This window comes from Bacillus sp. B1-b2, from assembly GCF_009183415.1.
Lineage (GTDB): Bacteria > Bacillota > Bacilli > Bacillales > Cytobacillaceae > Niallia.
In genome coordinates this window covers 181,242-201,113 of the sequence record NZ_WEHU01000007.1, presented here as the reverse complement: position 1 = coordinate 201,113, position 19,872 = coordinate 181,242, and the positions used below count along the sequence as shown (strand labels likewise).

Sequence of the window (19,872 nt, the reverse complement as noted above, 5' to 3'; positions counted from 1 at the left end):
TTGAATAACACATTCCTTTATGGAATTGTTAATGTTGGGCATGATCTATCATTTGATTTAAAACACTCATAACATGTTCATCATCACATGAATAAATAATGGTCGTTCCTTCTCTTCTATATTTTACAAGGCGAAGATTTTTCAAAAAACTTAATTGATGTGAAACTGTAGATTGCAGCATTTGTAACTTTTCAGCAATTTCGTTTACTGAGTGTGGTTTATCTGAAAGTAGATGTAATATCTTAATCCTTGTTGGTTCAGAAAGAGCCTTGAAAGTTTGAGAAACGATAAAAAGAGTTTCTTCATCTAATTTATTATTATAGTAATCCGTTGTAGAACCATTATAATCTTTATCTTCACCTAAATGTTCCATAAATTCTTACTCCTTGGTAATAATTTCTTACTATTATAGCATATTTTTTCAAACACCCTTCTTTAGATGCTCTAAATGTTATTAACCAACTATAGTATAGATTAACTCCCTTTAGTAACAATTATAATTACATTAAAACTAAATTATATTCACATTAAAAAGGCGGAGTATATAATTAACAGCAAAATTAAAAATTAAAAATTAAAAAAATTGTACCAAATTTTTCAAACTATAACTCAAAAACTCTAGAGTTACATGGTAAATGAAATCTTTGAATGTATATTTTAATACCTAACAGAAAAAAATAACGTCTGTAGTGAATTTTAAAAATGGAGGTATGAATTATGAGTCACTTTACTGATCATCATCACTCAGGGGAAACTGTAAAAGAATCTGGCCAGTATATAGATGCAGGCGGAGCAAAACAGGAACTAATTCAAGGAGATACTTTTCCGAATTGCCCCAATACAGGAAAGGAAACAACTTGGACACATGCTAGTCACACTCATCAAACAGGAGATACTGTTATGGAGTCTGGACATTATATAGATGCGGATGGCGAACATGTGGTGCTACAGCAAGGAGACAAGTTTCCATCATGTCCTAAAACTGGTCAATCAGTTACTTGGACACATGAACAATAATTATATTTGTTCAATAAAGTAAAAGATAATTATTTTTTAATTAAAACACAAAAGGCATGGTATTAACCATGCCTTTTGTATTTTTATCATTATTGATCTAAAAGTTGTTAAATTTTATAAAATGGAACGGGTTAGAGTAAAGTAGTACTCTTTTTTAATAATATCCCCATATTAAAGCGAGCAGTGTTCCGAAAACAGTTACAATCGCAATAAATAGACCATAATATATACTAGTGTATATGACTTTTTTGTCTTTTGATTCACCTGCATGCATGAAAATTACTAGTTGTACCAAAGCCTGAATAAAAGCTGTTATTAACAGTATGGTAGAACCCATAGCAAATGAAAGGTCAAAAAAATAAACAGTCAATGCTATGGCGGTAAGTATTAAAGAAGAGAGAAAGCCCATAACATGTTTTTTAGGAAATAATTCACTCATATTTACATCATCCCTTTCAAGAATACAAAACTATAAAGGAATATCCAGACAACATCTATAAAGTGCCAGTAAAGAGAGAAAATAAATGCTTTATTGGCTGTCCTTTCATTTATCCCATCTCTTTTTATTTGTAGTATGATTAATGTACCCCATAAAATACCGAACGCTACGTGAGCTCCATGCGTTCCTAAAAGAGTGAATAGGATTGCAGTAAAGCCACTAGTTTGTAAAGTTGCTCCCTCATGAATGTAGACAACAAAATCGTAAATTTCCACTCCTAAAAATGCTAAACCAAGTACAAGAGTTGCCGCAAAAAATGCAAGCATAGCTTTTTGTTTCTTCAGTCTCATCGCATTTATAGCTAATCCTATTGTAAAACTACTTCCTAATAACAATATTGTCTCAATAACAACAGGTGTAATTTCAAATATTTCTGCACCAGTTGGCCCGCTTCCTGTCCGATCTACAAGTGTAAAATACGAGGCAAAAAGCGTTCCAAATAGTGCTATTTCTGCACCAAGGAATATCCAAAAACCAAGAATGTTTAAGCGATTTTGTTGGGTACTATATTCAAGAGGCAATGAATTATCAATCTTCATTATTTTGGACCTCCCAACGAGTCTTCAATTTTTTCTACTGTTTCCTTAGAGATATACCTTCCATTGTCTTTTTCAGTGGAACGCAATGCTAAACAAATAAATATAGCTACTGTTGCTAGGATTAAAAGTATCCAAAGTGCGAATACAAATGCAAAGCCCCAAATAAAAAATAGGAATCCAAAAATAAATGGCATGCCACTATTATTTGGCATGTGAATCTTTTCAATATTACCTCTAAATAGTTTGTATCCCTTTTTCTTGGAATCCCAGAAGGCCTCGGTTGAATCAACTGTCGGAGTGATTGCAAAATTATACTCTGGTACAGGTGATTTAGTTGCCCACTCTAACGAGCGAGCGTCCCATGGATCTGACGAAATATTTCTTGGTGAATTTTTGTAACTGTATAAAATATTGTAAACTATTAAAACAAATCCTACTAAAAGACCTAGAGCTCCTATAAAGGAAATCATATTCCAGATACCGAAACCAGTTGACTCAGAGTAAGTGTACATTCTTCTAGCTTGTCCATCTAAACCTGATATGAACATTGGGAAAAAGGCTACACAAACACTTATCGAAATAAACCAGAACGCCCATTTTCCAATTCTCTCGTTTAGCATGTATCCAAACATCTTTGGCCACCAATAAGTAAGACCAGCAAGCATTGCGAATACAACCCCAGGAATTATAACTAAGTGAAAGTGAGCTACTAAAAACATGGTATTGTGGTATTGATAGTCAGCACTGGCCATTCCAAGCATTACTCCTGTTACCCCACCAATTGTGAAAATAGGAATAAATCCTAAAGAATAAAGCATAGGAACTGTAAATTCAATTTTCCCTTTTCTAAGCGTAAACAGCCAGTTAAATATTTTGATACCGGTTGGTACAGCAATAGCCATAGTTGTGATAGAGAAAATACTATTAACCAAAGCGCCTTGTCCCATAGTGAAGAAGTGATGAACCCAAACTAAAAAGGACAGAACAGATATAGCCACTATGGAAATTACCATTGACTTATAACCATATAGATTTCTTCTTGCGAATGTTGGTATTATTTCACTGTATATTCCGAACGCTGGTAATATGAGGATATATACTTCAGGATGTCCCCAAACCCAGAATAGGTTTGCCCAAAGCATATCCATCCCACCATCAGTGGTTGTGAAGAAGTTAGTACCAAAAAGTCTATCCATTGTCCCCATAATTAACGCTATTGTTAAAATGGGAAAGGCAAAAACAATAATTAAGTTTGTAATCAATGCTGACCAAGTAAACATCGGCATTTTCATAAGAGTCATTCCTGGAGCTCTCATTTTTAGTATAGTAGTAACAAAGTTAATACCTGTTATCAATGTACCAATCCCAGAAATTTGTAAAGCAATCATGTAATAATTGGTACCTACTGACTTACTAAAATCTGTACCCGCTAGTGGAAAATAAGAAGACCATCCTGCATCTGGAGACCCCCCTACAACGAAAGATATGTTAAATAACATAGCTCCAAAGAAATATAACCAGAAACTAACGGCATTGAGCCTAGGAAAGGCTACATCTCTTGCGCCAATTTGTAATGGTACAACAAAGTTCATAAGTGCCATTATAAAAGCCATCGCCATAAATATAATCATAACTACACCGTGTGTAGTAAATACTTCATTATATTCCTGAGCATTCAATAAATTATTATCAGGAACAGCTGTTTGTGCCCGCATCATAATGGCATCTGCTCCACCACGGAAGAGCATTAGTAATGCGGAGATTAAATACATAATCCCTATTCTTTTATGGTCTACAGTTGTAAGCCACTCTCTCCATAGATATCCCCATTTCTTTGTATACGTAATAAATACTAGGATGCCTATCATGGTAAGGACTATAGCAACCATTGAAGCATAGATTGTTGGCCCAGGATTGGGAACAGCAAACCTATCAAAAAAATCCATGTAATAGTACTCCTTTCAAGAAAAAATAATTTTATTTGAAGAATATATAATTAATGGTCCATTCCTTCCATATCCATATCCTCCATGTCCATATCTTTTGTATTTTCTGTGTCTTCGTTTTTCTCTTCGCTAGTAGATTTTTTCATATCATGAGGTGGTGGTGAAAAGCCTAAATGAGTACCATTGAAAGTCAACTGACCTAAGTGTCCAGGATTTAAAAGCTCCTCAAATTTATCTTCTGTTAGCGTGTCAGCAGTATCCTTTACTTCTGATATCCACTTTTCATATTCTTCCTTTGACATTGCTTGAACATTAAAGGTTTGTTGAGCAAATCCTTCACCAGTAAAATTTGCGTTACGTCCCATATATTCTCCAGGAACATCGGCTGCTAAATTTAATGTGTTTAGCATATCTGCCATTGCGTACTTTTGCCCACCTAGCTGCGGTATCCAAAAGCTTGATATCGGGCCATAAGAATATAACTTAAACTGAATCGGGCGATCTGTAGGAATGAACAAATAATTAACGGTTTCTATATTTTCTTCTGGATAACTAAAATGCCACTTCCAGTTGGAAGATGAAGCGTAAATTACTAACGGCTCTTCCTTGTATCCTTTAGGTACATTTTCTACCTCATAGGTTGACTTAATGGTTATAAAAGATAGGAATGCCACTATCAGAATGGGAATAGCAGTCCATATAATTTCTAATTTAATACTTCCCTCGATATGAGGTGGTTCATAGTCCTTGGATTGTTTAGAAGCTTTATATTTCCAAAGCATATAAAAATATAAAGACAAAACTACTATAACTACGATTGCCATTGTCCAAATGGAAATTTTAATGACATCTGCAGTTATTCGACCTTGCGGTCCCTTTGGATCTAAAACCATTAAGGGCTCACATGCCGTTAAAACAACAAGACTAAGTAAGGTTGCAAAATATAAGATTTTTTTTAATTTCATATTTATTTTCCTTTCCTTGTAAAATTAAAGTTGATTTCTCCTTTCTGAATAATGCATACATGAACATTTAAGCATATTTAAATAAAAACATATGCGCAATTATTCATTTTAGTGTTAACTATACCTTTTAAGTTAGATTACACTACTCTCATAATGTTAACACAATAAAAATCATAGGAATGTGACAAAATATTGAAGGAAATTTATTCCATAACAGTTTGGTTATTACTATAATTTTTTGTTTCTATACTCTATAATTATATATGTTCATGTAAGCATGTTTAGATAAAGCTTATAATTACTTGAAACATTTTTTAATATTAATATTTCTTAAATTAGGTGGTGTAAAAATGAGGGTCTCCTCTATAAAAGAAACAAGAGTAGAGATAAGTTTTTTATTTTTCTATCTCTTATCAGTTTTCTTTCTTTGGATAAAAACGTATCTGGTCCAGTTCACTCAGTTTGACTTAGGAATTTCCAACTTAATGCAGCAATTTTTATTACTATTAAATCCACTCGGTTCAGCATTATTCTTTTTAGGTATTTCAATGTTATTTAAAGCTAAAAAGAAGTACTTAATCTTAATTTCCATGTATCTATTTTTATCTTTGTTACTCTTTGTAAATGTTCTCTATTACCGATTTTTCAACGATTTTATTACTTTGCCCACATTAACCCAAACTCAAAATTTTGGAGATGTAAGTGGTAGTATATTATCATTATTAAAACCTTATGATGTTCTGTTTTTTCTAGATTTATTAATTCTTATTCTTTTCCTAGTCTTTCGGTTAGTTAAAATAGATATGAAAGAACCTAGAAGAAGAACTAAACTAGGTATTTTTACAGTTACTATGATTTTTTCTATTTTAAACCTCGTTTTAGCTGAAGTTGACAGACCACAATTGTTAACAAGGGGATTCGATCGAAATTACATTGTAAAATATCTGGGGTTATATAACTACACTATTTATGATGGCATACAGAGTTCAAAAGCATCTGCCCAAAGGGTCATGGCATCAAGTGATGAAATGACGGAAGTAATAAATTATACTAAATCAAATTATGCAAAACCTAATCCAGAATATTATGGTATTGGCAAAGGCATGAATGTAATTTACTTTCATTTAGAATCGATTCAAAACTTTGTTATTAACTACAAATTAAATGGAGAAGAAGTTACTCCATTTTTAAACTCATTAACGAAGGAAAAAAATACTTTATATTTTAAAAATTTTTTCCATCAAACTGCACAAGGAAAAACATCTGATGCAGAATTCATGGTAGAAAATTCTCTATATGGCTTACCTAGTGGTTCAGCCTTTACCATGAAAAGTGGGAACACCTACCAAGCAGCACCGGGTATTCTAGGGCAGAAAGGCTATACTTCAGCAGTATTCCACGGAAATGCAGGCAGTTTTTGGAACAGGAATGAGATGTATAAATCATTAGGTTATAACAACTTTTTTGATGAAAGCTATTATAGTGGCATTAACGAGGAACAGATGACTGATTATGGAATTATGGACAAGCCCTTTTTTAATAAATCCATTCCATTGCTTAATTCTTTGAAACAACCTTTCTACGCAAAATTTATATCTGTTTCTAATCACTATCCTTATTCCATAAATCAAGAAGAAACTACTATCCAAGCAAATAATACAGGTGATAAGTCAGTAGATGATTATTTTCAAACTGCCCGCTATGCAGATGAAGCACTTGAAAATTTCTTTGATTACCTAAAGGATTCTGGTCTATACCATAATTCCATTATAATTATGTACGGGGATCATTACGGTATCTCCCAAAACCATAACTCAGCAATGGAAAAGGTTATAGGGAAAAAAATAACTCCATTTGAATCAGCTGGCTTGCAGCGTGTACCACTATTTATCCGTGTACCTGGACAAGAAGGTGGAATTAAAGAAGAGTACGGGGGTCAGATAGATTTATTGCCTACTCTTCTACACCTTCTTGGTATGGATACAAAAGAGTATATTCAATTTGGTTCAGACTTACTGTCAGAAGAACATAATCAACTTGTACCTTTTAGAAACGGTGAATTTGTTAGCCCAACCATTTCCTCAGTTGATGACAATTTTTATAACTCGGAGACAGGAGAGTTATTAGAAGCTGATAAAATTGAAGAAGCCATTGAAACTCAAAAAAAGGTTGCTAACATCCTATCCCTTTCAGACCAAGTGGTTAATGGTGATTTATTAAGATTTTATACACCTAAGAACTTTACCCCTATCGATCCTTCTCAATACATTTATAAAAAATTTGAGAACGATGAGTAATTAATAAAGAAACCTGATAGTCCACTGGGATTATCAGGTTTCTTTATATTTTTTATTTATTTTAATAGCAACCTTTTTAACAAGATTGCTCTAAAAGTCGATTAATGGTAACAATTAATTTCTCATCGTCATGCCTATAAAAGTTCTCTGTACCTTTTTTGCACTCGATATAATTTATATTTTTCAAGTAGTTTATCTGGTTAGAAACCATTGAGTTAGACATTTTAAGTCGATCGGAAATTTGGTTAACCGTTAAGTCCTTTTTGTAAATTAAAGATAAGATTTTTATTCTTGTTGGATTGGTTAACACCTTGCATAGTTGAGAAACTCCTTTTATATTCTCATCCGATAACAAAGAGAGAACTTCTTTCCTCATCACTTCCCCCACCTTCTTTTCCTATACATAAATATATTCTTACATGAACAGATATGCATATATAAAGGATATCTGAAAAACATTTTCTTTGTCAATTAATTTATTTTTTATTGAGGACTCTACCCACTTTATCTTATACAAGTAAAGTCCATCCTCTTCCCTTAAACAACTTTTCTATTTTATTTTTGCAACTATATATTCTGCATCGTATCCAACTCCTTGAAGTAAAGCAGAACCACGTCTATGCTGCCACGGTAAACCTATAAAATATAGACCTTTAATATTGGTAACGCCTCGTTGATGAATTAGTTTTCCATCCTTATTGTATAAATCATCTATGTTCAGCCAAGGTAATGAATTTGTAAAACCAGTAGCCCAAATAATATTGTTAACTTCTAGTGATGATAAATCTTTAAATATTACTTTATCGCGATTTATAACCATTACTCTTTCTTTTAATTTCACCTTATTTCGTTTAATGGCATCTCTCAGTTCGAATCCAAATATAGGATCACCCTTTTTTTGGATGAACCCTCCCAATAAAGAATTCTTACTTGCACTTAAAATTCCCAATTTATCAAACCACCAGAAAATGCTTTTTTGTTTAAAAATTAATGGCAAGAATACTAATTTATTACTATGTGCCAAGTATGTTTCTTTTTCTTCGGATAGTTCAACTGCTATTTGAGCACCGCTATTTCCACCGCCTACAACTAAGACATTCCCATCCTTTAACTGCTGTGGATTTTTATACTGAGAAGAATGCACTTGATAAATCTCATTAGATAAATCACTGGAGAATGACGGTATCATAGGTGTTTGAAAGGGACCTGTGGCAATAACTAGATTACGTGTCGTGTACGTATCTCTATTTGTACATACTACAAATTCCTCTTCTTGTTTTGTTATACTTGTTACTACTGTTTGAAATTTAATAGGTAGTTCAAACTTTTTAACATATTGTTTCAAATAAGAAGCTACCTCATCTTTTGTAGGGAACCCATGCTTATCTCCTTCCATTGCAAAACCAGGTAGAGAACTATATATTCTAGGAGTAAATAAAATCAAGGAATCATATCTGGACTTCCAACTCTCCCCTATTTCTTTTCCTTTATCTAAAATAAGAAAATTCATACCCGTTTCTTTTAAATAATAACCCATGGAAATACCAGCCTGGCCCGCTCCAATAACTAGTGTGTCCAACATTGTATTTATCCCCCTTAATATATAACAAGAGGCTGGGACATAACTAGCCTCTAAAAAAGAGAAAAGTGAATTTGAGGTACTCAAATTCACTTTTCTCTTTTTTTTCGTGTTAATTCTTCTATTATCTTAGTTAATGGCAGTGAATTTTCTTAAATTCACTGCCATTAATGCGAGGCCCATTTCGTTTTCCACCTTCGATTTTCCTCGTACAGAAAATCGAGTGAAACGCAAATTAGCCTTCAAGAATCCAAAAACTGGTTCCACATCGGTTTTGCGTTTTCGATAGATGGCACTCGTTTTCTCTTCTGAAAGCTTCGCTCTCACATATTCTTTTTGCTGTTCCCATTTTTTGTTCACCATTAGTTTTCGATTGTTTCCTTCTTTTGCCTTGGTACATGATGAACGGAATGGGCATCCTGAACAGTCTTCGCACTCGTAGATTTTGAAACTCCTTTGGAAACCTGTAGCGTCGGTTCGGACAGAATGATATTGAAATTCTAAACGTTTCTGATTAGGGCACGTATATGTATCGGTTTCTTGATCATATACCCAGTTATCAGGATTAAATGTATTTTGTTTGTACTTTTTCTTTTGTTCCTTCAAAAACATGTTATATGTTATCAGTGCTTCTCGGTTTCTGTTTGAGAGAATATCACTAAAGTTTTGTTCACTACCATAACCTGCATCTGCAACAATATGTTTCGGTAACTCGAAATAATGTTGCTCTATCTCATCTAAAAATGGAATTAACGTACGTGTATCTGTTGGGTTTGGAAATAAACTATAAGCAAGCGCATATTGACCTTCCGTTGCGATTTGTACATTGTAACCAGCTTTCAATTGCCCGTTTTTCATATAATCATCTTTCATTCGCATAAATGTCGCATCTAGATCTGTTTTAGAATAGCTATTACGTGGTCCAAAGATTGTAAAATCCTGTTGGTACTTCCGTTTTCTCAAGACAAAATCAATCAACTGTTTACGCACTTGTTTCGGGTATTTTCGTTCACTTCGTAAGGCTTTTCGTTCAGTAACGTCTGAAGATTCTTCAATTTGTTTATCATATTCGGTCACTACTTCGTCTACTTTTTGAACCATTTGAGTGAGCTCTCCAAATGATAGCTGTTCATCACTTTCCCGTTCAATTTGGGGTATGATTTCGTTCTCAAGCAACTCATTGTACAACTGGTTTGACTTATCAATTAAACTCTGATGAAATTTCTCAATCGCTTTCTTCCAGACAAACGTAAATTTATTCGCATTCGCTTCAATCTTTGTACCATCGATAAATATCGCTTCTTGATCGATCAGTTTTTCTTCGATCAATTGGCAGCGAAATTGGATGAAACATTGACGAATTAAATCTTTTACTTCTGGTTGAACGCGAAATCGGTTAATTGTACGATAGCTTGGTTCATACCCTTGAGCTAACCACATCATACGGATACTGTCTTTTAATAGGGCCTCCATTTTACGCCCTGAAAAGACAGATTGAGTGTAGGCACATAGAATAATTTTAAGCATCATGCGTGGATGATAGGCAGGACAACCTTCATTTCGAAGAAATGGTTCAAACGCTTCTTGAGGGATACTTTCCACTAAATGATGGACATGGAAGGCAATATCATTATTTTGTAATTTTACTTCTAAATCTAAAGGTAAAACGATTTGATTCATGGTATAATCTTTAAACATAAGGATCCTTCTTTCTGATTAGATTTTGTTGTGGTGACTTTATTTTATCAGAAGTGATCCTTATTTTTCTTCAAAAAAGTAAATCAAAGCCTGTGAAATTTTACTATGAGTAAAATTTCACAGGCTTTTTCATTTCAGAGGAGGGTTATGTCCCAGCCTCTTCTTTTCTAATTAATGATGATGATGATCATGGGCTGGTTCACCTTTTGCTTCACAAAGGATTGAATTTTCATGGTTATGTGCTAAAGTTTCCATTTGGATGGTTACATGAGTAATCCCCTTGTGTTCAAGTGCATGTTCTATTTTCCGAAGAATATTTTCACCTTCGGCGATAGTTAATTGCTTATCAACGACAGCATGGCAAGACATTGCATTCAAACCACTTGTGATGGACCATATGTGTAGGTCGTGAATAGAGTGTATTCCTGGTGTTTTACTAACTGTGGTAATAATGTCCTCTACGTCTACATTTGAAGGAGTTCCTTCCATAAGAACGTGAATAGCATCTTTGGTTACATAGTAACCACTTCTTAAAATAAGAGCAGCTACTAATACACTTGCCAATGGATCTGCCCAACCCCATCCAAAAAACATGATAAGCAATGCAGCTATTATGGCACCAACTGAACCAAGCATATCACTAATAACATGTAAAAAGGCACCACGCATATTTAAATTGTTTTCTGTATCTCCATTTCGCATCATAATCCAAGCTACCAATATGTTAACAAGTAAACCAATAATACTAATATAAAGCATACCTGTTGTTGCTACCTCTGGTGGATTGGCAAAACGGTTAATTGCCTCATAAAAGATATAAAGAGAAATAAGTATTAGAGTAACTCCATTTATAACAGCTGCTATTATTTCAAAACGTTTATACCCAAAGGTTTTACTATGACTAGCTGCTCGCTCCCCTAATTTAAATGCTATGAGTGCAATCAACAATGAAATGGAATCACTTAACATATGTCCTGCATCGGATAGAAGCGCAAGACTATTTGTAACAACTCCTCCTATTGCTTCAATTACCATGTAACTCGTAATAATAATAAAAGAAATGAAAAGCACCTTTTTGTTTGATCCACCTGTATGATTATGACTATGACTATGATCATGCCCCATTATAATAATACCTCCTTAATAAAACATCTGATTATATACTACCCCAATAAAATAAATGAATGTATTTTAGCGCACACTCTTGAAACTAAAAGATGTTATATATTCTTCTTATTACAATATATGAACATATATTCATATAATTATTATATACTCGTCTTTATTAAAAGTCAAAAAAATTCTATAATATGTAAAATCTAAATTAAAAAAGGGAAATAATCCATAAGATAAAAAAGATCAATTCATTAATTGAATTGATCGAAGGAAATAGGAACTTTTCTTCCAATTAAGTTTTTATTCCATGCTAAGCATTAATGAAATATACAAACTAATAACGGACAGGAGACACATACAGAACGATAAAATCACATGCCTTTTATTTATAAAGGAAAGTACTAATAAAACCAAAAAAAGTAAAGCAAATATTAACAGTATGATACTGTTTAAATGAATGCTTATTTGCACCTGTATATCAGGTACAACATCTCCTCTAAAAAAGAGTGAAGTCATTTTGGAAATAGTTTCATTTGTAATAGCTGTTTCTTTTGGCGGTGATTGTTGACCTAATGCCGCTGTTGCAGAAAAAATCAACAATATAACAATACTTTCTACCTTTACCCATGACCTCGGCTTAAATTTTATATCTTTTTTTAATTTGTTTCTAATAAGAACTCCATTGATCATTGCATAGACAAGTAAAGGAATAATCAAAAGATGTTTCAATAATAATGCTTGCCCATAAGGTATCATCCATGAATTAAAGTAGCTTTCATAGTCAACAACAAGGTCCATTAATAAAAAACCAGATATTATTGTCAAACCTAAACAAAAGATAGCAGTTGGTGTAAACCAACTTAAAAATGGAAGCCAATTAGATTCGCCTTTGGAAAACCAACTAACTACAAGAATTACACCAACCCAAACACTGACTGCTGTAAAATGGACAGTATCACTAAAAAATCCTTTAATCGGACTTATTGAACTAGCATGACTTGACCAACCCATGGAACATATTAAGATAAAGGTAAGCAATATCCCTATAAAGTTGTGCGACTTCTTTTCATTATCAGAATGTAACAAAAAGAAGAAGAATATAATAGAGACAATAAAACAAAAGAACCAGGATTTCCCTGTTTCAAAAGTTAATAAAACCAAAGGTAAAGCCTCTAAGAACCCACGTAATGAACTTAAGTACAAGATGAGTTGCAAAACGGGTATAAATGAAAATATTACTATCCCCCCGAGGGAGAATAGTAATATTTTTTTAGGTACATGCACCACTGGTCGGTGCTTATTAGGTACAAGATCGAGAATAAAGCTCCCCATTAGCATGGCATAACAAACATATAACAAAGCTTGAGTAAGAGTACCTATAATCACCATTTTTTATTTCTTCCTTTTTATAATGAAGGCCGCAGCTATGATAAGAAGGATAATTCCTACTAAGATTATTATTGCAGGAATTAAAACAGTGGAAGGGTCTGAATTTCTCTTTTCATAAGCAGCATGTTCCTCAGGAGTCATGGAGGAATGATCCACTTCTTCCTGTGATTCGTCTTGTGTGGATTCCTCCGTTACAGATTCATCTGTTGCTTTTTCCTCCGTTACACCAGTATTTTCTTCTTCTGTAACAGGCGAATCAACTATAAATGAATATTCCCCTTCTATAACATGCCCGTCTACTCCAATAATTTGCCATGTTACATCATAGTTATCATTCTCCAAAGGTGAAGACAACCTTCCAGTCATTTGGTCATCAGATAACTCAATATTTTGAACGGAAATTTCCTTTCCGGCTGAATTCACAAGAGTAAATGTACTTCCCTGTTCAATTTTCGTCTCAAATGTGAGTGTTAATTGATTAAATTCTTCCTTTACTGTCTCCCCATTTTCTGGTGAAGAACTTTTTAAACCTGTATGTGCAAAAGCATTATTTGCATTTAGAAAAAACAATCCTACTAAAAGTAAAGAAATGACTTTCTTCATCGTAACCCCCTATGAATTTATATTATATTTGTAGAAAAAACATTAACACTATTTTAGTAGTGCTATCATTATTATACATAAATTAAAATTTATTAAATGTGTCTATTTATTGAAGTTTTATTTTTACATATGAATTATATACGGACATACGTTTTACGAGCCTGAAAAATTCGAATCATTCTTATTATGATACACTAGTAGATCACCACTTGATGCCTCACCCTTCGGGTCCTTAAATACAATAAAGAAATAATGAAAGTTATATGTAAATAAGGATGCAGGTAAAAAAGGGAACTTCTGACTGGACAGAAGTTCCCTTTTTTACCTGCATCTTCTATATAAACACATAACATACTTTAACTTTTGATTTAATTCTTTATATTGAAAAGTAAGTAATTTAAGTACTGACAAAAACCAATATTTAAAGTGCGTTTTGTTAAAGTTCTTTCCTTATTAACCATATAACCACAATTGCAAAGATAAGAAATAGCCCCATTAATGTTACTAAGATGTTTTTGTCATCTGTATTTTCACTTATACCATCATTATTATTTTGGACTTGGCTTTTTTCCTCTTCATTAGTGATTTGCTGAGTTGTATTTTTTTCTCCCTCTTTTTGTTCTATTTGTACAAGAAAGTTAATTTCACCTCTTATTGGATGACCATCTTTCCCGACAATATACCATTCAATCTTATACGAGCCATTGTCTAAAGGTTCTGTTAAGGTTCCAATCATTTTTTTGCTTTTAACTTCAATATCAATAAACGAAATTTCGGTTCCATCCTTCAAAAGTTTCATTGTGCTTATTTCGTTTATAGTTGTATTAAAATAAAGGTTAATTTGATTGAATTCCTCGGTTAATATTTCTCCTTCTTTTGGATTAGATGATACAATGCCTGAATGAGCACTAACAATTGAAGGTGATATCATTAATATACATAAAACGAAAAACAGAAATTTTTTCACGATATATATTCTCCTTTCTGCATTCTTAATATGTTCATATGTATTATCTAAGGAAATGTGACAAATACATTAACTAATGAAACCCAATCATTATATTTTTTATTTTGTGGAAGTATACCCAGATCCAAAAAGTAAAGTAGCTGCTATTCGTAGGTTTGTGAAGAAATTCACTTAAACTATCCTGCCCCTATAGCGACAAAAGAAGCATCTTATTTATTATAGGAATGTAGCACGATCTTTCTAAAGAATTTTTCATTAGGTTTTATTGATAAATGTTAAAAACACCACTAGAGCAAAAATAATAAACTTAGGGAAACACTATTTAGGACTTGCTACTCAAGATTTATTCTAAGAATGGTTTAATTAATTCCTGAATTTCGTCGTCATCCAATCTCTCGGACATTTCTTCGAAGAACTCTCCAACCGGTAATAATTCCACTGAAAAATCCTTATATAGCTCTTTAGAAACATGCTTTAAAACTTTATAGTACTCTGCAGCTAGTTGATATAAATCATTCTCTTTGGTATCCCTTTCTGGTAGTAACCTATTAAATATATATAACCTTTCAATAGTCATCTCATAGTTATTTAGCAGGGCAGTTATTGGGTCTGGAATTGAAAGTGTTTTTATTTCAGTCATGTATATCCTCCTTCGCATATATCTACATAATTTCTAAAAAGCGAAATTTTCATTATAAATCTGATTTACTAGCCATATGGATTACATCATCTTCTGTTAAATTTAGTAAGTTCATTCAAATATTCACCAAAAAATATGTAAATCCTTCTTTAACTCTCCTGCCCCGTTAGTTCTAGAAGAACTGGCAAGATTACGATGAATACTATTCGTTTTTAAATAACTTTATTGTTTATTAAACAACTATATAGTTGTTTAAAGGGACATTATTATTCGTGAACACCAATATAAATAAAAAAACCAGTATTAACAATAGTTTGTTAATACTGGTATTATGACAAGCCATACTATAATTGACCACATTAATTAAAATTTGCGATGATATCTAGATGAGTTAAATGCGTTATCAATTATATTTATTTTAACGGTATCCTTTTTAATTACTCCATTCTTATACTTTACTTCAAATTCAAATTTAGCTTCTCCTACTTTCAACATAGTTGGATAGTACTGATGTTTTTCTTCATAAAGCGAACCATTATACAATATATTAGTTACTTTATTTAAATCAACAGGAGAGGTAGTATTTTTGTTATCCATTTGAACCGCGGATAAAGTACTCTTTACATAAATAGTTTCATAAGGTGAAGTATCTGCTTCAAGTAAAAACTTTTCACCACTAAAAAATTTATCTAGTGTATTTCCAAGTTTCTCATGCTTTTTCTTCCAATCGGCTGTATGATTTACATGTCCTTTTATGATTAGTGGTTTAGCATAAAAGGATATATCTACAGTCGTTTTATCATGGCCATCATCCACTTCGGTAGTAAAATCATAATTCCCTACGTCTGGAACAAAAACATAACAAACCTCTTCACCAGAGTTAATATTTGATTTTGTTAAAACGGTTTGTTTATTCCCATAATCCTTTTCTAAAAATAATTTAACTGTCATTGGTTGTTTATCTAAATCAATTACTTTTATACAAACATTTACGGTATCACCTTCATATACATCCTTTGGTGTATATGTAAGAGTAACTTGTGGTGGTCTATTGGTAATCTTTAGAGTTTTCTCTTTTGTACCTGTAGCTCCATCATCATCTGTAACAGTTAATTTTATTTTATAATCTCCCACCTTAGTGAAAATATTTTTAGGATTTTTTTCAGTCGAGAATTTGGTCCAAGTCGTTTTATTTGGTTCCTGATATTCCCATATATTTGTTAATGGATCACCGTCTGTATCAAATGACTTGTTAGTGAAAGAGACAGTGGTATCATTATAAATGGTTGTTGGGTTCCAAGTAAAATCCGCAACAGGAGCTCGATTTTTAACAGTAACATTTTTAGTCACGTTGTGACTAGCTTCTCCGTCTGAAACCGTTAATCGGACTTTCCAAACCCCTTTCTTATTTAAAGTGTAAGAAGGGTCCTTAGAAGTAGAAATAGTACTCCAGGTAGATTCATTTGGCTTCTGAGCTTCCCACTTATACGTTAAAGAATCTTTATCAGCATCGGTAGACTTATTAGTAAAAGAAACGGACGTATCATTATAGATGGTACTAGGATTCCAAGTGAAATCTGCTACAGGTATCCTGTTTTGAACAGTAATGTTTTTAATCACATTATGACTAGCTTCTCCGTCTGAAACTGTTAATCGGACTTTCCAAACCCCTTTCTTATTTAAAGTGTAAGAAGGGTCCTTAGAAGTAGAAATAGTACTCCAGGTAGATTCATTTGGCTTCTGAGCTTCCCATTTAAACGTTAGAGAATCTTTATCAGCATCCGTAGATTTATTAGTAAAAGAAACGGACGTATCATTATAGATAGTACTAGGACTCCAAGTGAAATCTGCTACAGGTATCCTGTTTTGAACGGTAATGTTTTTAGTCACATTATGACTAGCTTCTCCGTCTGAAACCGTTAATCGGACTTTCCAAACCCCTTTCTTATTTAAAGTGTAAGAAGGGTCCTTAGAAGAAGAGATGGTACTCCAAGTAGACTCATTTGGCTTCTGAGCTTCCCATTTAAACGTTAGAGAATCTTTATCAGCATCCGTAGATTTATTAGTAAAAGAAACGGACGTATCATTATAGATGGTACTAGGATTCCATATAAAGTCAGCAACCGGAGTTCTATTCTGCACAGTAACATTTTTAGTTACGTTGTGACTAGCTTCCCCATCTGAGACAGTTAAACGAACTTTCCAAACGCCCTTTTTATTTAGAGTATAAGAAGGTTCTTTTGAAGTGGAAATGCTACTCCAAGTAGTCTCATTAGGTTTCTGAGTTTCCCACTTATACCTTAGAGAGTCACCGTCAGCATCTGAAGATTTATTACTGAAGGAAACAGAAGTATCATTGTAAATGGTACTAGGACTCCAGGTGAAATCAGCATTCGGCGCTCTGTTTTTTACAATAATATTTTTAGTCACATTATTGCTTGCTTCCCCATCGGAAACAGTTAGACGAACTTTCCAAATCCCCTTTTTATTTAGGGTATAAGAGGGATTTTTAGAAGTCGAAATCGTACTCCAATTAGTGTCATCAGGCTTTTGAGTTTCCCACTTATACGTTAGAGAGTCACCGTCAGCATCTGAAGATTTATTACTGAAGGAAACAGAAGTATCATTGTAAATGGTACTAGGACTCCAAGAAAAATCGGCAGCTGGTGCTCTATTCTGTACAGTAATATTTTTAGTTACATTATGGCTGGCCTCTCCATCTGAGACAGTTAAACGAACTTTCCAAACGCCCTTTTTATTCAAAGTATAAGGAGGGTCTTTAGAAGTAGAAAATGTACTCCAGGTAGTCTCATTAGGCTTTTGAGTTTCCCACTTATACGTTAATGAGTCACCGTCGACATCTGAAGATTTATTACTGAAAGAAACAGAAGTATCATTGTAAATGGTACTAGGATTCCAAGTGAAATCAGCTATTGGAGGTCTATTAATAACATATAAGGCATGACCGACAACACTTTCATCTTCTCCATCAGAAACAGTGAGTTTAAAGGTGTAGTCTCCCTTTCCTATAGTGAAACTTGACGGCGTTTTTGCAGTAGACACAGTCACATAATTACTATCTGCGCTGCCATATGGTTTTCTTACCCAGCGATATGTTAAAGAATCTCCGTCAGGATCTGAAGAACTATTAACCATCTTGATTGGTGTATCATTATAAATAGTATTGGAAGGATCCCATTCCCATTTTGCAACAGGAGGCCTGTTATTTACATATAAAGCATGTCCAGCTTCTGCCTCTTCTTTTCCATCAGAAACTACTAATTTAAAGGTATACTTTCCTTTTGCAATCTTAAAGCTAGATGGCGTTTTAGCAGTTGATATTTGAACATAATTACTATCAGCTGATCCATATGGTTTCCTGTACCATTTGTAAGTTAAAGGGTCGCCATCGGGATCAGACGAATTGTTTATCATTTTGACAGTTGTATCATTATAGACGTTATTGGAAGGATCCCATTCCCATTTTGCAATAGGAGGTCTATTTGGTTGAAATGATAATTTAGCTTGATCTCCTTTAAAAGTAAAATATGCGGTATTTGCCCATTTGGTTTTATTACTATCATGTGGACTTCTAACTCCATACCAAACAGCTGTTTGTGATTCTTCAAAATCGACTTTTGTATAAGTTTTCCCTTGAGTGAAGTATCTGTTATTACCTAATTCATCAATGACAGAGGGTGCACTTTCTCTGGGCGTTTTCCTTCGTAATACACCTTCTGCATTCATTTCTAAGGTATTAGTATTGGTACCACTTGAAAGCGATAACTTTCCTCCCTCATATGCTTTATTACTAAATTCGAAAGGAAGAATAAGTGGCGTATACACAATTTGATTTTGCACTTTTTTAACGATAAATAAATCCCAATTAGCTTTTTCTTTTTTATTGAAAAGCTCTTCTAAGGGTAAATAAGCATTAAAACTTACATCTTGATATTTCATATTGCAATCATCGTTCCATCTATTTGTTGCACTAGATGGACATTGGTTCCATATGCCAGCCCCTTGATTATTATATTCTAGATCCTCAGTTGCATCTAAACTTCCTTGAACTGTTTTATAAATTTTTACTGTGCCGATACCACTATCACCAGATGATTTTCTAGCAACTATATACGTATCTTGGTTAGAAGAGGTATGTTCACGATGTCCAAATAATACTGACCAACCCGAAAATCTAATATATTTTTGACTACCTTTCCCAAAATTTTTTGTTGTAACTTGATAACCATTTGTAACAAACTTGTCTGAATATACATCGTAAACTATTTTTCTTCCACTAGTCATAGTGAAATCTTTTGATCCCATTAGGTTATTCCAATTATTCTTAACCGTTGATGAAACATTATATATATCTTCATCACCAGTACTTGCGTGAGCATGATGCTCTTGAATAAAAAGTAAAAATAAAAAAAATAAAATAGGAATCAGAAAAAAAATCTTTGCATTTCTCATTTAAATCCCGCTTTCTATTCTTTGTAAAAAAATTAACATTTCACCTCCTAATAATAAAAAACGACCCAAAACTAAAGCAGTTTATTAAACTACTTCGTCTTGGGTCGTTCCCATTTAATATAAAAGTTTATATTAAATATTTTA

At 33.2% G+C, this 19,872-nt stretch carries 16 protein-coding genes; 2 read left to right on the top strand and 14 right to left on the bottom strand.

Annotation, left to right across the window (positions count from 1 at the left end):
• Positions 1–28: 28 nt before the first annotated feature.
• On the bottom strand, positions 29–373 hold the full coding sequence (locus F9279_RS09265; RefSeq protein ID WP_016205113.1) for an ArsR/SmtB family transcription factor: 345 nt from the start codon (positions 371–373) through the stop codon (positions 29–31).
• 344 nt (positions 374–717) lie between these two features.
• Here F9279_RS09265 and F9279_RS09260 point away from each other — a divergent pair, with 344 nt between their 5' ends.
• Positions 718–1,017 carry a hypothetical protein gene (locus F9279_RS09260; protein ID WP_016205114.1) on the top strand — a complete coding sequence of 100 codons (300 nt, stop codon included), beginning with the start codon at positions 718–720 and terminating at the stop codon, positions 1,015–1,017.
• Positions 1,018–1,171: 154 nt separating this feature from the next.
• Here F9279_RS09260 and qoxD read toward each other — a convergent pair whose 3' ends face one another.
• From qoxD to qoxA, 4 genes are read right to left on the bottom strand one after another with little or no spacing between them, the layout of a single operon-like run.
• Entirely contained in the window at positions 1,172–1,456 is a 285-nt protein-coding gene (gene qoxD / locus F9279_RS09255; protein ID WP_016205115.1) for a cytochrome aa3 quinol oxidase subunit IV, read from the bottom strand.
• A gap of 2 nt (positions 1,457–1,458) precedes the next feature.
• Complete coding sequence (qoxC, locus tag F9279_RS09250) at positions 1,459–2,055, bottom strand: cytochrome aa3 quinol oxidase subunit III (RefSeq protein WP_016205116.1); 597 nt, start codon at positions 2,053–2,055, stop codon at positions 1,459–1,461.
• On the bottom strand, positions 2,055–4,001 hold the full coding sequence (qoxB, locus tag F9279_RS09245; RefSeq protein WP_016205117.1) for a cytochrome aa3 quinol oxidase subunit I: 1,947 nt from the start codon (positions 3,999–4,001) through the stop codon (positions 2,055–2,057). The genes qoxC and qoxB overlap by 1 nt, the downstream gene beginning before the upstream one ends.
• Before the next feature lie 50 nt (positions 4,002–4,051).
• Complete coding sequence (gene qoxA, locus F9279_RS09240) at positions 4,052–4,966, bottom strand: cytochrome aa3 quinol oxidase subunit II (protein WP_152112368.1); 915 nt, start codon at positions 4,964–4,966, stop codon at positions 4,052–4,054.
• A 350-nt stretch (positions 4,967–5,316) separates the two neighbouring features.
• Between qoxA and F9279_RS09235 the strand changes: the two genes are divergently transcribed.
• Positions 5,317–7,263: an LTA synthase family protein gene (locus tag F9279_RS09235; protein WP_016205119.1), complete on the top strand. Its 1,947-nt coding sequence runs from the start codon at positions 5,317–5,319 to the stop codon at positions 7,261–7,263.
• A 76-nt stretch (positions 7,264–7,339) separates the two neighbouring features.
• On the opposite strand, the gene F9279_RS09230 is transcribed toward F9279_RS09235, so the two are convergent.
• From F9279_RS09230 to F9279_RS09190, 9 genes are all read right to left on the bottom strand, one after another.
• Positions 7,340–7,639, bottom strand: coding sequence for an ArsR/SmtB family transcription factor (locus tag F9279_RS09230; RefSeq protein WP_016205120.1), 300 nt, complete (start codon positions 7,637–7,639; stop codon positions 7,340–7,342).
• 174 nt (positions 7,640–7,813) lie between these two features.
• Positions 7,814–8,845: a flavin-containing monooxygenase gene (locus tag F9279_RS09225; protein ID WP_016205121.1), complete on the bottom strand. Its 1,032-nt coding sequence runs from the start codon at positions 8,843–8,845 to the stop codon at positions 7,814–7,816.
• Positions 8,846–8,971: 126 nt separating this feature from the next.
• Entirely contained in the window at positions 8,972–10,540 is a 1,569-nt protein-coding gene (locus F9279_RS09220; protein ID WP_016205122.1) for an IS1182 family transposase, read from the bottom strand.
• Between the two features lie 171 nt (positions 10,541–10,711).
• Positions 10,712–11,665 (bottom strand): cation diffusion facilitator family transporter, encoded by a 954-nt coding sequence (locus F9279_RS09215; RefSeq protein ID WP_016205123.1) that lies wholly within the window; start codon positions 11,663–11,665, stop codon positions 10,712–10,714.
• Between the two features lie 291 nt (positions 11,666–11,956).
• Positions 11,957–13,045: a copper resistance D family protein gene (locus F9279_RS09210; RefSeq protein WP_152112367.1), complete on the bottom strand. Its 1,089-nt coding sequence runs from the start codon at positions 13,043–13,045 to the stop codon at positions 11,957–11,959.
• Positions 13,046–13,048: 3 nt separating this feature from the next.
• On the bottom strand, positions 13,049–13,648 hold the full coding sequence (locus F9279_RS09205; protein ID WP_016205126.1) for a copper resistance protein CopC: 600 nt from the start codon (positions 13,646–13,648) through the stop codon (positions 13,049–13,051).
• 436 nt (positions 13,649–14,084) lie between these two features.
• A complete protein-coding gene (locus tag F9279_RS09200) occupies positions 14,085–14,615 on the bottom strand; it encodes a copper resistance protein CopC (protein ID WP_016205127.1) in 531 nt (176 codons plus the stop codon).
• 343 nt (positions 14,616–14,958) lie between these two features.
• Positions 14,959–15,255, bottom strand: a complete 297-nt coding sequence (locus tag F9279_RS09195) for a hypothetical protein (protein ID WP_016205128.1) — start codon at positions 15,253–15,255, stop codon at positions 14,959–14,961.
• Positions 15,256–15,618: 363 nt separating this feature from the next.
• Positions 15,619–19,728 carry a PKD domain-containing protein gene (locus F9279_RS09190; protein WP_152112366.1) on the bottom strand — a complete coding sequence of 1,370 codons (4,110 nt, stop codon included), beginning with the start codon at positions 19,726–19,728 and terminating at the stop codon, positions 15,619–15,621.
• Positions 19,729–19,872 lie beyond the last annotated feature (144 nt).